Origin of the sequence: Bacillus sp. AFS098217, assembly GCF_002551815.1 — a bacterium.
GTDB lineage: Bacteria > Bacillota > Bacilli > Bacillales > Bacillaceae_G > Bacillus_A.
Genome location: NZ_NVPR01000034.1, coordinates 1 through 16,297, shown reverse-complemented (window position 1 = coordinate 16,297; position 16,297 = coordinate 1). Strand labels below are relative to the sequence as shown.

The 16,297-nt window shown below is 37.6% G+C and carries 13 protein-coding genes; 3 read left to right on the top strand and 10 right to left on the bottom strand.

Annotation, left to right across the window (positions count from 1 at the left end):
- Positions 1-103: 103 nt before the first annotated feature.
- The 6 genes from pruA to COO03_RS10330 form a co-directional block, all read right to left on the bottom strand.
- Positions 104-1,651 carry an L-glutamate gamma-semialdehyde dehydrogenase gene (gene pruA, locus COO03_RS10355; RefSeq protein WP_097897103.1) on the bottom strand — a complete coding sequence of 516 codons (1,548 nt, stop codon included), beginning with the start codon at positions 1,649-1,651 and terminating at the stop codon, positions 104-106.
- Positions 1,652-1,804: 153 nt separating this feature from the next.
- Positions 1,805-2,575: a TSUP family transporter gene (locus tag COO03_RS10350; RefSeq protein WP_097897102.1), complete on the bottom strand. Its 771-nt coding sequence runs from the start codon at positions 2,573-2,575 to the stop codon at positions 1,805-1,807.
- A 95-nt stretch (positions 2,576-2,670) separates the two neighbouring features.
- Positions 2,671-3,873, bottom strand: coding sequence for a CamS family sex pheromone protein (locus COO03_RS10345; protein WP_097897101.1), 1,203 nt, complete (start codon positions 3,871-3,873; stop codon positions 2,671-2,673).
- Between the two features lie 16 nt (positions 3,874-3,889).
- Complete coding sequence (ligA, locus tag COO03_RS10340; RefSeq protein WP_097897100.1) at positions 3,890-5,899, bottom strand: NAD-dependent DNA ligase LigA; 2,010 nt, start codon at positions 5,897-5,899, stop codon at positions 3,890-3,892.
- Positions 5,900-5,914: 15 nt separating this feature from the next.
- Positions 5,915-8,140, bottom strand: a complete 2,226-nt coding sequence (gene pcrA / locus COO03_RS10335) for a DNA helicase PcrA (RefSeq protein ID WP_097897104.1) — start codon at positions 8,138-8,140, stop codon at positions 5,915-5,917.
- A 12-nt stretch (positions 8,141-8,152) separates the two neighbouring features.
- Positions 8,153-8,842: a heptaprenylglyceryl phosphate synthase gene (locus COO03_RS10330; RefSeq protein WP_097897099.1), complete on the bottom strand. Its 690-nt coding sequence runs from the start codon at positions 8,840-8,842 to the stop codon at positions 8,153-8,155.
- Positions 8,843-9,265: 423 nt separating this feature from the next.
- Here COO03_RS10330 and COO03_RS10320 point away from each other — a divergent pair, with 423 nt between their 5' ends.
- From COO03_RS10320 to COO03_RS10310, 3 genes are all read left to right on the top strand, one after another.
- Entirely contained in the window at positions 9,266-9,643 is a 378-nt protein-coding gene (locus COO03_RS10320; RefSeq protein ID WP_097897097.1) for a YgaP family membrane protein, read from the top strand.
- 244 nt (positions 9,644-9,887) lie between these two features.
- Entirely contained in the window at positions 9,888-10,733 is an 846-nt protein-coding gene (locus COO03_RS10315; RefSeq protein ID WP_097897096.1) for an SPFH domain-containing protein, read from the top strand.
- A 15-nt stretch (positions 10,734-10,748) separates the two neighbouring features.
- Positions 10,749-10,913 (top strand): toxin-antitoxin system HicB family antitoxin, encoded by a 165-nt coding sequence (locus COO03_RS10310; protein WP_001085171.1) that lies wholly within the window; start codon positions 10,749-10,751, stop codon positions 10,911-10,913.
- Positions 10,914-11,377: 464 nt separating this feature from the next.
- On the opposite strand, the gene purD is transcribed toward COO03_RS10310, so the two are convergent.
- From purD to purM, 4 genes are all read right to left on the bottom strand, one after another.
- Complete coding sequence (gene purD, locus COO03_RS10305; RefSeq protein WP_097897095.1) at positions 11,378-12,643, bottom strand: phosphoribosylamine--glycine ligase; 1,266 nt, start codon at positions 12,641-12,643, stop codon at positions 11,378-11,380.
- A 278-nt stretch (positions 12,644-12,921) separates the two neighbouring features.
- Positions 12,922-14,457 carry a bifunctional phosphoribosylaminoimidazolecarboxamide formyltransferase/IMP cyclohydrolase gene (gene purH / locus COO03_RS10300; RefSeq protein WP_097897094.1) on the bottom strand — a complete coding sequence of 512 codons (1,536 nt, stop codon included), beginning with the start codon at positions 14,455-14,457 and terminating at the stop codon, positions 12,922-12,924.
- 24 nt (positions 14,458-14,481) lie between these two features.
- The gene (gene purN, locus COO03_RS10295) at positions 14,482-15,069 is read right to left on the bottom strand and encodes a phosphoribosylglycinamide formyltransferase (RefSeq protein ID WP_097897093.1); all 588 of its coding nucleotides are present in this window, start codon (positions 15,067-15,069) and stop codon (positions 14,482-14,484) included.
- Complete coding sequence (purM, locus tag COO03_RS10290) at positions 15,066-16,106, bottom strand: phosphoribosylformylglycinamidine cyclo-ligase (RefSeq protein WP_097897092.1); 1,041 nt, start codon at positions 16,104-16,106, stop codon at positions 15,066-15,068. Before purM ends, purN begins: the two co-directional genes overlap by 4 nt.
- Positions 16,107-16,297: the final 191 nt, after the last annotated feature.

Sequence of the window (16,297 nt, the reverse complement as noted above, 5' to 3'; positions counted from 1 at the left end):
AAAGTGAAAGCTTCCTCGATGAAATCGAGGAAGCTTTCACTTTTTAAACTATGAGGACTTTTTCAGTGCCCTCCCATTATGGGAAGGCCTTTTCGTCTATTTCTTATAAAGTTTCAGAAGTAGTTTTTGCTTGCATGTGAAGTGCTAAGTAATCAGGTCCACCAGCTTTAGAGTCTGTACCAGACATATTAAAGCCACCGAATGGTTGGTAACCTACGATTGCACCAGTACATCCACGGTTAAAGTATAAGTTACCAACGTGGAAGTCTTCACGTGCTTTTTCGATATGTTCACGGTTGTTAGAGATAACTGCTCCTGTTAAACCGTATTCTGTATTGTTTGCAATTGCAAGTGCATGATCAAAGTCTTTCGCTTTACAGAATGCTACTACTGGTCCGAAGATTTCTTCTTTCATTAAGCGAGCATCTTCTGCAACGTCAGCAACGATTGTTGGTTGGATAAACCAGCCTTTAGAATCGTCTCCCTCGCCACCTGCTACTACTTTACCTTCTTCTTTACCAATTGCAACGTAGCTCATTACTTTATCAAATGCAGCTTGGTCATTAACTGGTCCCATATTCATTCCTTTTTCAGCTGGGTTACCTACAGTTAATTCTTTTGTTAATTCCACTGCACGATTTAATACATGATCATATACATCTTCGTGGATTACTGCACGAGAACAAGCAGAACATTTTTGTCCTGAGAATCCAAATGCTGATGCAACGATAGATTTAGCAGCTAATTCAAGATCTGCTTCTTTATCAACAACGATTGTATCTTTACCGCCCATTTCAGCGATAACACGTTTTAACCAAATTTGTCCTGGATTTACTTTTGCAGCACGTTCGTAAATACGAATACCTACATCACGTGATCCAGTAAAGCTAACGAATCGTGTACGAGGATGATCTACTAAGTAGTCACCAACTTCAGAACCACTACCAGGGATGAAGTTTACTACACCAGCTGGTAAGCCTGCTTCTTCTAATACTTCCATAAATTTCGCTGCTACTACAGGTGTTGTACTAGCTGGTTTTAGTAATACTGTGTTACCAGAAACTAATGCAGCTGTTGTCATACCTGCCATAATTGCGAATGGGAAATTCCAAGGAGAAATGATAACACCCACTCCTAATGGAATGTAAGAGAAACGATTATATTCAATTGGACGGCTTTCTACAGGGATACCGTCTTTTAATTTCAACATTTGACGACCATAATATTCCATAAAGTCGATTGCTTCTGCTGTATCAGCATCTGCCTCATTCCATGGTTTACCTGCTTCTTTTACAAGAATGGCAGAAAATTCATGTTTTCTACGGCGAACGATTGCTGCAGCACGGAATAAAATGTCTGCACGCATTTCTGGTTTTGACTTTCTCCAAGTTTGGAATGTTTCATCTGCCACTTGCATTGCTTTTTCAGCTAATTCACGGCTTGCTTTTGAAACACGACCAATAACTTCTTCTTTATTTGCAGGGTTTACAGAAACGATTTTCTCGTCTGTAGTGATCTTTTCTCCCCCGATAAGTAATGGATAGTCTTGTCCAAGATAAGATTCTACTTTCTTTAAACCTTCTTCAAACGCTAATTTATTAGCCTCTACTGAAAAATCTGTAAATGGCTCATGTTTATATGCTACTACCATTCTTTTTAGCCTCCCCTTAGAAAAACGTTTACATTTTACAACATTATTCTACACGATAATTTAGATTTATTCAAATATTCTTAGACTTATATTTTAAAAATTAATTAATTTTTAAAATATAACAAAAAAAGAGCTTCATACAAATGTATGAAGCTAAAAAATATGAACATATTCCAAAACATTTTTTCCAATTAACAAAATCGTTACCAATAAAAATAAAGTTCGAACATATCCAACACCTTTTTGCACTGCAAACTTAGATCCGAAATACGCTCCTAAAATCATTGATAATCCCATAATAATGCCGTATTCAAAATGAATAATATCTAAAAATAAAAATGTAATTAAAGATACAATATTACTAACAAAATTCAAAAGTTTTCCAGATGCAGCTGCTTGAATAAAATCCAAACCAATTAATAAAAATGCAAAAATTAAAAATGAACCTGTCCCCGGACCAAAAAATCCATCATAAAATCCTAAACTCAAAATAACGAAGAAAAACATTAATGTTTTTCCCTTTGTCATCTTTTTATAAGTAGACACACTGCCCCAATCTTTTTTCACAATAATATAAATCGCAATAAATACCAACATAATAAGTACCAGTGGTCGTAAAATATCAGGTGGAATAAATTTCACCACTAAAGCTCCCGCAATTGCTCCAATAATAGTTAACGGGATTAACTTTCCTACAATACGAAAGTTAACCTTTCCTGAACGAATAAAATAAATCGTACTCGTCAACGTCCCCATCGTTGCAGCCAGCTTATTTGTTGCAATTGCCGAAGCTGGCGATAACCCCACAAACATAAGTGCAGGAAGTGAAATTAATCCACCGCCTCCCACAACCGAATCAATAAATGCAGCCAAAAAACCAAAAGCAACGAGTAATACAATAATCTGTAAACTTAACTCATCCATATCTTTTCTCCTTACCCCTTTTTGTTCACAACATTAAAAATTATAACAAAATTACAGAAGAAAAAAAGCCGTTCCGGAAAGGAACAGCTTTTTTCTTAATCTAAAATTTTCACAAATGGTTCATCCTGCTTCGCCTCACGTACAATAATTGCTTCTGGACGTTCAATCGACTTAATCGTTACCTGTACTTTCATATAATTTGGAAAGTATGCCATAACTTGTCCTGCTACATATTGTGTAAAACCAATAATTTCTGCTTTCCCATTAAATTGAACAGGAATCTCAAGCTTCATCTCTTTTAATTCATCATCTTTATAAAATCCTGTACCAACAACTGCTGTGTAGTCCCCTTCAAAGTACTCTGCTAAATTTGTCTTAAAATTGTCTATCATTGCAGAATCTTCACGTTTATCCGTTTTTGCGTCTGCAGAAGGGAATAAGTAATACTTTTCATTAATTGGTTTCCAGCTTTCAATTGTATCGCTACCTTTATCGACTTTTGCATAAGATACAAAGTGCCCTGGTACAAGCGACGACTTTGGCCCTTGTCGATAAATCGCAAATGTAATTGGAACATTTTTCGCCTCTGGATTTTTCTGTAACACTTTCAAGATTTCTTGCGCCATTGGTTTAGCCTGTTTTAATGTCTCTTCTTCACTAATTTCCGTCTCACGTGGATATCCATTTTCTTGGTTATAATAATGAACTGAGTTCATCGCTAGCCCGATAACTATTCCGCTTAATTCAACCTCTTTATTCCCTTTTCCTTTTGGGACATAGTAGTCATGTTCTAAAATATTCGAAAGGTAGATTGGCTTTTTCTTGTTTCGTACTTCTAATGACTCTGGTCCAGCATCTAATTCTGGATTCAAACCAATATTAGGAAGTTTATCAGCTTCTTTTTTTCCAAGCTTTTCTTCTAATTCTTTCTGCTCTGCATCTGTACGTTTTCTCTTCACAAGCATTTGAACGGTTTGTGCATCTAAAATTTTACCGCCGCTAAATAAATAATCTTTCGTACTAAATGACTCTTTCGCAATACGCATTAATCCTGTTTCAAACTCATCTATATCTAAACGACTATTTAATCCTTGTACAACTAAGCCACGTGCATTTCCTTTTTTAAATGGAACTGTCGTTTTATAGTAATCATCAGAAATAGAATATTTCGGAACAATCGCTTGTTCTTTTGATTTACTACCTGATTTTTCAACAACTTTTTCATCTTTTTTTATTCCTGCGCTACATCCGCTTACAAGTAGCCCAAGACTTAATATCGCTAATGCTATTTTTTTCATGGTAAGTTTGCACCTCTTACTTATTCAGCTCTTGTAAGAACCTCTCTTCATTCCAAACCTCAATATTATGTTTCTCTGCCTGCGCCAATTTCGACCCCGCTGCTTCACCTGCGACAACTAGATCTGTACTCTTACTTACACTTCCCGTTACCTTACCGCCTAGCTCTTCAATCTTTTTCTTCGCTTCGCTTCGTCCCATAACCTCTAGTTTTCCTGTTAGGACAATCGTTTTTCCAGCAAAGTAAGACGAAATATTTTGCAAGTCAGCACGCTTTATCCCTTTGTAGGTCATGTTAACACCGTACTCTTTAAACTGCTGTAACAATTCTAGCACGTCTTCATTATCGAAGTACATGACAATTGATTGGGCCATTTTTTCACCAATCTCATTAATTGCTTTCAACTCTTCCTCTGTTGCTTTGACAAGCTCATCCATTGTTTCAAAGTGTTCAGCTAACGTACGAGCTGCTTTCGCTCCAACATGGCGAATACCTAGCCCAAATAATAATCGCTCTAATGAATTTTCCTTAGAAGCCTCGATCGCTTGTACTAGATTCGAAGCTGATTTTTCACCGAAACGTTCTAATTGTAACAACTGTTCTTTCGTTAATGAATACAAATCTGCAAATGTCCGAATATAATTTGCTTCAAAGAGCTGTGTAATCACACGTTCTCCAAGTCCATCAATATTCATTGCATTACGCGAAACGAAATGAATGAGTCCTTCCCTGATTTGAGCTGGGCACGCTGGATTAATGCAGCGAAGAGCGACCTCTTCTTCTAGACGAACAAGTTCACTATCACAAGCTGGACAGTGCGTTGGCATACGGTACTCTTCTTCTTCCCCAGTACGCTTGTCGAAAATAACATTAACAACTTCAGGAATAATATCTCCAGCCTTTTTCACAACAACATAGTCGCCAATTCGAATATCTTTTTCACGAATTAAATCTTCGTTATGCAGAGATGCACGGCGGACAATTGTTCCAGCTACCCGAACTGCTTCTAATTCAGCAGTTGGGGTCACAACACCTGTGCGTCCCACACTTAATTCAATACCTGTTAACCTTGTTACAACTTCTTCTGCCGGGAACTTATAAGCAATTGCCCAGCGTGGACTCTTTGCTGTTGTTCCCAAACTTTCTTGCAGTGCGACATCATCTACTTTAATTACAATTCCATCAATCTCGTAGTCAAGATTTGGACGCTTTTCTTGCCACTCTTCTACATAAGCAATTACATCTTCAATTGTTTCACATGTACGACGGTTTGGATTTGTTTTAAATCCAAGTTCACCTAAGAAGTCTAACGACTCACTATGAGATGCAATCGTTTTTTCTTTCACATCTGCAAGTCCATACACAAACATAGAAAGATTACGCTTCGCTGCAATTTTCGGATCAAGCTGACGCAGTGATCCTGCCGCTGCATTACGTGGATTTGCAAAAACAGCCTCACCATTTTGTTCTTTCTCTTCATTTAATTTTACAAATGAACGCTTTGGCATATACGCCTCGCCTCGCGCTTCTAATGTTACTTCTTCTGTTAAACGAAGAGGAATCGCTTTAATTGTTTTTAAATTTTGCGTAATATCTTCACCAGTTACGCCATCACCGCGTGTGGCTCCTTGAATGAAACGTCCTTTTTCATAATGAAGGGAAACGGCAAGACCGTCAATTTTTAGTTCACATATATATCTTACATTTGCACCATCAATTCCTTGACGTACTCTGCGATCAAAATCACGTAAGTCACCTTCGTTAAACGCATTTCCTAAACTTAACATCGGTGATTGATGTGTTACTTTTTCAAATATATCAAGCACTGCTCCCCCAACACGGACGGAGGGAGAGTCTTCTGTTAAAAATTCTGGGTTTTCTGCTTCTAATTTTATAAGCTCCTGCATATTACGGTCATATTCCGCATCAGAAACAGAAGGATTGTCTAATACATGATATTGGTAATTAAATGTATTTAAAATATCACGAAGTTCTTCTATGCGCTGCTTTGCTGCTTCTTTTGACATATCCTCATTCCTTTCCTATTGTTTCGTTACAGGTGCAAACTTCGCTAATAAACGTTTAATACCGATCGGACTTGGGAATGCAATATCTAACTCTTTTGCATCACCTTCACCTTTTACACTCACAACTGTACCAACTCCCCATTTTTGATGGGATGCTTTATCACCTACTGCCCAGCCAATCTGCTCTCCTCCTGTTGTTTTCACAGTTGGACGCACAATTGCTGAACGAGAACGTGTTGTTGTAGCTGTCGTTCTTGCTTTTGCACCAAATGTTTCTCGTTTTGGTTTCGTCTCATTTAATGGCTCAAGTAATTCCGTAGGAATTTCTGAAATAAATCGAGATGCTGCATTCATATTTGTTCTACCGAATAAAGTACGCATTTGGGCATTCGATAAATATAACTCTTCTTCCGCACGAGTAATACCTACATAAGCGAGGCGGCGTTCTTCTTGCATTTCATCTTCTTCCATAAGAGAACGAGTATGCGGGAAGACACCTTCTTCTAAACCAATAATAAAGACAACTGGGAATTCCAGTCCCTTTGCCGAGTGCATTGTCATTAAAATAACTTCTTCACCCGCAGTTGGATCCTCATCCACGCGATCAATATCTGCAACAAGTGCTAAATCCGTTAAGAAAGCAACCAGACTCTTATCTTCACTTTGTGATTCAAATGTTTGCGTAACAGATAAAAACTCGTCTAAGTTTTCTAATCGGCCTTCAGATTCTAAAGTTCGCTCATTTTTCAACATATCACGATAGCCTGTTTTTTCGATTACTTCTTCTACTAATTCTGTAACAGATAAGTATTCTTGCATATTGACCCAGTTGTGTAATTGACTCGCAAATTCCTTTACTGCTTTTGTGATTTTTGCACTTACTCCAACATGTTCAATTTCATCCATTACAGCAGTTAGTGAGATTCCATTTTGCACGCCGTAATTAATAATTTTATCAATGGAAGTGGCACCGATTCCCCGTTTTGGCATGTTAATAATACGCGCAAAGCTAATTTCATCGTCTGGATTCGCAATTAAACGCAAATATGCCAAAATATCTTTAATCTCTTTACGATCATAGAACTTAATACCGCCCACGATTTTATATGGGATATTCGATTTCAAGAAAATCTCCTCGACCATACGAGACTGCGCATTCGTACGATACAACACTGCAAAATCAGTATATTTCCGGTTACCCATTTGAATTTCGTCACGAATCTTTTTCGCAACAAAATACGCTTCATCTTTTTCTGTTGCAGCACGGTAATACGAAATCTTGCTTCCGATTTGATTGTCGGTCCATAATTTTTTCGGTTTACGATTTGAATTATTTTCAATCACAGCATTGGCCGCATTTAAAATATTTTGTGATGAACGGTAATTTTGCTCTAACAAAATAACCTGTGCATTTTCATAGTCTTTTTCAAATGACAAAATGTTAGAAATGTCCGCACCGCGCCAACGATAAATCGATTGGTCAGAATCACCGACAACGCACAGATTTTTAAAACGTGCTGCCAGTTTATTTACAAGAATGTATTGCGCTTTGTTCGTATCTTGATACTCATCCACATGAATATATTGGAATTTACGCTGATAAAACTCCAATACTTCTGGAACACGTTCAAATAAATGAATTGTTGTCATAATTAAATCATCAAAATCTAATGAGTTATTTTTCAAAAGACGTTTTTGATATTCTGTATATACATCACTTGTCAATTTCTCAAAAGGATCAGCAATAGAGATTTGCTTTGCATATTTATCAGCGGATAACAATTCATTTTTTGCATTGCTAATACCAGCTAAAATAGAGCGTGGATCAAATTTCTTTGGATCAATGTTACGCTCTTTCATAATTTTCTTCACAACAGTAAGTTGATCACTTGCATCTAAAATCGTAAAATTACGATTAATTCCGATACGATCAATATCACGTCGTAAAATACGTACGCACATCGAGTGGAACGTAGAAATCCAAATATCCTCTGCTTCCGGCCCAACAAGCGTATCGATACGCTCACGCATTTCACGAGCTGCTTTATTTGTAAAAGTAATGGCTAATACATTCCACGGTGCTACTCCTTTTTCACCAAGTAAGTATGCAATACGATGTGTTAGCACACGCGTCTTACCACTACCTGCACCTGCCATTAATAAAAGTGCTCCATTTGTTGTTTGTACTGCCTTTTGTTGCTGCGGATTTAAACCGTTCAATAATCGATCTGTTATACTCATATGTGCCTTCACCTACTCTCCTTTTACAGCTTTTACTGTTTGTAACGCCGCTTTTATATCCTCATAAATTACATTTCCAACTACAACTGTATCAGCGTATTGTGCCATTTCTTTTGCTTCTTTTGCACTTGAAATTCCGCCGCCATAATACAGTTTTGCTTGTTGCAACTCTGCTTTTACATTTTTAACAAGTTCAATATCTCCATAAGTACCACTATATTCTAAGTAGAAAATCGGTAAATTCAAAAGTTTATCCGCCATACGCGCGTATGCAATCACATCATCTTCTGTTAAATCACATTTTGCTTCTGTAAACTTTGCTACTTTCGCTTCTGAATTTAAAACACAATATCCTTCCATGAAGATTTCATCCCAGTTCATAATATCCCCAAACTCTTTCAATGCCTCATGATGAACTCCCGTGATCCATTCTACTTTTCGGCTATTTAAAACACTTGGGATATAATAAAAATCAAATCCTGGTGTAAGAGCTTCAAGATCAGAAACCTCTAATACACAAGGAACTGTATATCTACGAATGCTTGCAAGCATGTGTAATACATTATCAATTGTTACTCCATCACTTCCGCCTACAATCACTGCGTCTGTTCCAGATTCACAAATCATTTCTAAATGTTCATCGCTCAATTCTTTATTAGGATCAAGCTTAAATACATGTTTCCACTGTGAAATATCGTACATGAAAACACCCTTTCTTTTTTTCTAATCACCTATATCTTTAAAAAGAAAATCAAGAAATATAAAGATTATCTTGACCAGACTTTTTAAACTTCCTTTTACAATATACGTTTAAAAAGGAGGATCTAGAGAACCGAGCAGTTCGAGGCGCTGCAGCCAGGAGGACACGGAGTGTAGCTATACTACATGAGTACCGGACTGGCAAAGCAACGAAGAAATGCGAAGGTTATCTTGACCGGACTTTTTAAACTTCCTTTTATGCATTCTTACATTATAACAAAAAAAGACACCTATACACACGTCCAATCCAACATCTTTTTTACCGTCAAATGTTGGATTACATATCGCAAAACTTACACGGAATAATAAGAAATGAAATAGTCTTTTTTCTATTTCTAAACCAATGAAAAAAGGAGTGTTTTTCTGATGAAGCACAACATCGGTACACTGAATGCCCTAATTCGAATTACACTCGGGGTCGTCCTGTTAGGTTGCGGCACAGCTAAGCTCGCACGCCAACCACGCTGCACTTGGTCTAAAGTTCTGCTATGGTTTGGTGCAATGAGAATTGCAGAGGGAATTGTTCGTTTCTGCCCTATTACTGAAGCATGTAAGTTTGGAAAATATATGAATATGGGTGCCTTCAAAATACCTGGCATGGATTTTAGTAACAAGGGACATGCTAATGAAGAAGTAAATCATACTTCCAGTCATGACACACAAAAGTCAAAAGGAAGTTATGATGCTTCTGACAAAGAGATTGAGTCAGCGATTGAAGAAGCAATTCTGGCGAAACCGCTTTGAATCATTTGTCAAAGAGACTTAGCTGCTGCAGTGGGCGGCTAAGTCTTCTTTATTTTACCACAAAATAGAACTAACGTTCTTGTTTTGGTTTCACTTTTCTAAAAGATTTTTCATTCTTATTCAAATTACCATAAAATTAAAACGAATAATTCTTAATAAAGCGTTTTTTAAAAAAAATGGTATTATTCCCCTTGTTTTTTATGATATAAAAGTGATATCATTTTTATATCAGGGAGGCGATTATATGAAAGAAAAACAAGTGTTTTACGTAAACGGTTTTCTAGGTATTATTGGTCTTTTCGTTTTAGCAGGTATCGGTATATTTTTCCTTGTACAAGAAATATTTGTAGCAGCTATTCCGTTTCTTATTTTAGCTATAGTTCTTGGAACAGGTATTGGTATTGTTCAACCAAACCAGGCAAAAGTAATCACATTTTTTGGTAACTATTTAGGCACAATTCGTGAAAATGGCCTATTTTTAACAGTTCCATTTGCATTTCGCCAAACCGTTTCACTACGCGTGGAAAACTTTAATAGTAAAAAATTAAAGGTAAACGATGTCGAGGGGAATCCAATTGAAATTGCAGCTGTTGTTGTTTATAAAGTTGTCGACTCAGCAAAAGCAATCTTCGGTGTTGAGCATTATGATGCATTCGTAGAAATTCAAAGTGAAACAGCAATCCGTCACGTCGCAACAAAATACCCTTATGATAATTTCCAAGATGATAATTGCGTCACACTACGCGGAAATTCTAAAGAAATCTCTGAGGAATTAAAACGTGAATTAGAAGCACGCTTAGAAATCGCTGGTGTAGAAGTATTAGAAACTCGCTTAACACATTTAGCTTATGCAACAGAAATTGCACATGCAATGCTACAGCGTCAACAAGCGAAAGCCGTATTAGCTGCACGTAAAGAGATTGTCGAGGGTGCTGTCCAAATGGCAAAAGACTCCATTCAAAAATTAGATGAAGATGGCACACTTGATTTAGATGATGAACGTAAAGCAAATATGGTTAACAACTTATTAGTTGCCATTGTTTCAGATAAAGGTGCACAACCAGTTATTAATGCAGGAAGTCTCTACTAAAGGTTGTAGGTAATCATGGCTAAAAAGAAAAGCTTTCCATTACGTATTGATCCTGAATTACACGCAGTCATCGAAAAATGGGCAAATGATGAATTTCGCAGCGTCAACGCACACATCGAATATTTACTTCGAGAAATGGCAAAGCAAAAAGGAAAACTAAAAAAAGATAAAGATGCCTAAGCAAAGAAGACCACTGAGATTTTAGTGGTCTTTTCTAATCATTTATGAAAATATAAGGTACCGTATTTCGGCTCATGATTCACCATACAAGTCGCTGCTATGAAGAATAAAACATGACCTGCACTCGCATTTTCCCTTTGTTTTCACCCTTGCAGGTGGCAGAAAAAGGCCTTGACCGCTTCTATGCATGGCCAGATGCTCTCTCCCACCTAAAGAAAGGGGTTTTTATATCGTTTTTTCAATTTGTATAATGTCTATAAATCCATTTTAATTTTTCGACATCTAAATCCCTGCTATGCAAAATAAAAAGTAACTTACACTCGGTTTCTCTTTCTGTTTTTACTTCGCATGTGGCAGAAAAAGGCCCTGACCGCTTCTATACATGGCCAGATGCTCTCCCCCACCTAAAAAGAAGGGTTTTTATATCGGTTTTTTACTTGTATTTATATAAAATATGTTAGCTTCTAGCAATCTACTTTCGCAATCGCGCGATATCCTATATCACTTCGATAAAACAAACCATTACTCTCAATTTTCGTGATTTCTCCATACACCTTATCCTTCGCCTCTTGTAAGTCCTTTCCTTTACAAGCAACAAATAGCACACGCCCACCGTTTGTTACAAAATCCCCATCTTTCACAGCTGTTCCTGCATGAAAGACAGTTACGCCTTCTAATGTATTTAACCCGCGAATAACAGCACCTTTTTCATATGCTTCTGGATACCCTTTTGAAGCAAGCACTACACCAATAACTGCTTCTTCAGACCATTTAAGCGTTAATTCTTCTTCATCTAACACGCTATTACATACGTCCACTAAATCGTTGTCTAAACGAGGTAATACAACTTCTGTTTCCGGGTCACCAAAGCGAGCATTGAATTCAATTACTTTCGGACCTTCGCTTGTTAAAATAAGACCTGCATATAAAATACCAGTAAATGAACGCCCTTCTTGGATCATCGCCTTAGCAGTTGGATGTAACACCGTCTCGATTGCTATTTCAACTGCTGATTCTGGAATTTGTGGCACTGGAGAATAGGCACCCATTCCTCCTGTATTCGGTCCTTTATCACCGTCAAAAGCGCGTTTATGATCTTGTGCAATTACCATCGGATATACAGCTGTTCCATTTACGAATGCCATAAGAGAAAATTCTTGTCCCTCTAAAAATTCTTCAATAACAACCTTTTTACTCGCTTCACCAAACTTTACATCTTGCAGCATTTCTTTTACAGCTTGTAGTGCTTCTTCCAATGTCATCGCTACTGTTACACCTTTACCAGCCGCTAAACCATCCGCTTTAATGACAATTGGCGCACCAACTTTTTGAATATACGCTACTGCTTCCTCATAGTTTGTGAATGATTCATATGCCGCTGTTGGGATATCATACTTTTTCATAAGCTCTTTTGTAAAAGCTTTACTACCTTCAATTACAGCAGCTGCCTGATTAGGGCCAAATACACGAAGTCCCTCTGCTTCAAAACGGTCAACAATTCCATTCATAAGCGGAATTTCTGGACCAACGAATGTTAAACCTATATTATTCTCTTTCGCAAATAAAATAAGTGCATCAAAATCATTTTCGTCAATAGCAACTGGTATTGCTACATCTTTCATACCTTCATTTCCCGGTGCTACATATACCGTTTCTACCTGCTCAGACTGCGCAAACTTCCAAGCTAAAGCGTGCTCACGCCCACCGCGGCCGATTACTAAAACATTCATATTTTCATCCTCCATTACTCAAATAAGTACAAAATAGGAGCAATGCTCCTATTTTGTTTTTCTATTTGTTTGCGTTCAAAAAGAAGGCTGTCTTTATCGGACTTTTTGAACTTCCTCTATTCATACAAGTTAAAAAAAGAGGATTAAGAGAGCCGAGCAGTTCGAGGCACGGAAGCCAGGAGGACACGGAGTGTAGCTTACACTACATGAGTACCGCACTGGCGACGTAACGAAGAAATGCGACAGCTATCTTAACCGGACTTTTTAAACTTCCTCTATTAATGTTTGAAATGACGTACGCCAGTGAATACCATTGTAATACCAAACTCGTCTGCTTTTTTAATAGAATCTTCATCACGAATCGATCCACCAGGTTGAATGATTGCTGTAATACCCACTTTAGCAGCTTCTTCTACTGTATCTGGCATTGGGAAATATGCATCAGATGCAAGTGCACTTCCTTGCGCTTTGTCACCAGCTTGCGAGATTGCAATTTTTGCAGAGCCAACACGGTTCATTTGTCCGGCACCAACGCCAATTGTCATGTTATCTTTCGCTAACACAATCGCATTTGATTTTACGTGTTTTACAACTTTCCAAGCTAATTTTAAATCGTTCCATTCTTGCTCTGTTGGTTCACGCTTCGTTGGAACTGTGATTGTCGCATCTTCAAATGCCAATGTATCCTCTTCTTGTACAAGTAAACCACCTTGAATAGAAGTTAACTTCTTACTAGCTGTTGCAACTTTAGCCATATCAACAGTTAACAGGCGTAAGTTTTTCTTACTTTGCAATACTTCTAAAGCTTCCTGTGTGAAAGAAGGAGCAATGATAATTTCCAAGAAAATTTCATGTAATTTTTCTGCTGTACTTTTATCAATTTCACGATTCGCTGCAATAATACCGCCGAAGATTGATACTGGATCCGCTTCATAAGCACGTGTATATGCTTCATAAATATCAGTACCAACGCCAACTCCACATGGATTCATATGTTTTACTGCTACCACTGCTGGTTCTGTAAATTCTTTCACGATGCTAAGGGCTGCATCCGCGTCATTGATATTGTTATAAGATAGTTCTTTTCCGTGTAACTGCTCTGCATATGCAACAGAAGAAGCTGCTGCAAATGGTGCTTTATAAAACGTTGCTTTTTGATGCGGGTTTTCTCCGTAACGTAAATCTTGTTTTTTCTCAAATGTTACTGTTAATGTTTCTGGGCTTTCTTCTCCCATTTGTTCCGTTAAATAGTTAGAAATTAATGCATCATATGCCGCTGTATGACGGAATACTTTTGCTGCTAATTTACGTTTTGTTTCATCCGTAACTTCACCATTTTCTTTTAGCTCAGCTAATACAACGTCATAATCTGTTGGATCCACGATAACTGATACAAATTTATGGTTTTTCGCAGCTGAACGAATCATCGTTGGGCCACCGATATCAATATTTTCAATTGCATCAGCAAACGTTACATCAGGCTTAGCAATTGTTTCTTTAAATGGATATAAGTTTACAACAACAAAGTCGATTGGCTCGATACCTAATTCATTCATCTGTGCTACATGCGTTTCATTATCACGTACTGCAAGTAAACCACCATGAATGTTTGGATGTAATGTTTTTACACGACCATCCATAATTTCTGGGAAGCCTGTTACTTCAGAAATACCAATTACTTGTAAGCCGTTTTCTTCTAATAATTTTTTCGTTCCACCTGTTGAAATAACTTCAATCCCTTGTTCAAGCAACCCCTTAACAAATTCTACAACACCTGTTTTATTTGAAACACTTACTAATGCACGCTTTTTCATTTATCCTTCACCCCTAGTTGAATGTTATTTAACAGCCTTTTCTTTCATAGATTGAACAATTTTGTTTACCGTATCTACGTACAATCTATGTTCCACATGCTGAATTTTCTTTTGTAAACTCTCTCTCGTATCCGTTTCAGAAACTGTTACTGCTTCTTGTGCAATAATTGGTCCTGTATCCATACCCGCATCAACGTAATGGATGGTCACTCCTGTTACTTTCACACCAGCTTCTAACGCTTGTCCTACGGCATCTTTCCCTGGAAAACTTGGTAATAGTGACGGATGAATGTTAATGATCTTACCACCGTATGCTTCCAGTAATGTAGGCCCAATCAAACGCATATATCCCGCTAAAATAACACAATCAATCTCATATTCTCGTAGTTTTTTTAATATCTCATTTTCAAATATTTCTTTTGATTTATATTCTTTCACTGAAAAAGCAAAACATGGTACGCCGTGACAATGTGCCCGTTCCATCACACGTGCTTCAGGTTGGTCACATACTAGCAAATTGATATCAGCTTGTAATCTTTTTTCCTCTACCGCATCAATGAGCGCCTGAAAGTTCGATCCGCTTCCAGAGGCAAAGACTGCCAATCTACTCATAGCCCTGTGCCCCCATTAAAAGTAACACCTGATCCTGTTACAGTACGTCCAATAATATGTGCTTTTTCTCCTTGTTCTGCAAGAAGCCCTACAACAGCTTCTGCATCTTCTTCTTTTACTGCAACTACCATACCAATACCCATGTTAAAAATATTGAACATCTCTTTCTCTTCTAGGTTTCCAACCTCTTGAAGCAAACTAAAAATCGGTTGAATTTGCCAAGATCCTAGTTCAATTTCTGCACCGATTCCTTCGGGCAACATACGTGGAATATTTTCAATAAAGCCTCCACCTGTAATATGTGCCATGCCATATACTTCATATTTCTTCAATAGCTCTAAAATAGGTTTGACATAAATTTTCGTTGGCTTTAATAATTCCTCACCAAGAGGTAGTTCTAAATGACCATGTATACAGTCTAAAGATAGTTTGCCATCTTCTAATAACACTTTTCGCACTAAAGAATAGCCATTACTATGAATACCGCTAGACGCTAAGCCAATTAACACATGACCAGCTTCAATAGAATTCCCTGTTACAATTTTCTTTTTATCAACAATACCAACAGTAAAGCCTGCTAAGTCGTACTCTTCAGTAGAATACATACCTGGCATCTCAGCTGTTTCCCCGCCAATTAGTGCACAACCAGCTTGACGACAACCTTCTGATATACCTTTGACGATGTTTTCAATTTTACTAGGTTCTGCTTTACCACAAGCAATGTAATCAAGGAAGAAAAGCGGTTCTGCCCCTTGGACAACAATATCATTTACACACATTGCTACTGCATCAATACCAATCGTGTCATGTTTATCCATCATGAAAGCGAGCATCAATTTTGTACCTACGCCATCTGTTCCAGATACTAATACGGGTTCTTCCAATGCAAATTTTGATAGATCAAACATACCTCCAAAACCGCCTAGTCCGCCTAGCACTTCTTTTCTCATTGTTGTTTGTACATGTTTTTTCATGCGAGATACCGCTTCATATCCAGCTTCAATATCTACTCCTGCTTGCTTATATGCATTCGCCATCGTTTTTTACACCTCGTCTTTTAATTTCTCCCACCCAAGCGGGCTCTCTCTTTATAAAGAGAGTATGTTTTATATAAATCCATTTTAATTTTTCGGCATCTAAATTCCCTGCTATGCAGAATACAAAGTAACCTACACTCGTTTGCTCTTTCTGGTTTTACTTCGCATGTGGCAGAAAAAAGCCCTGACCG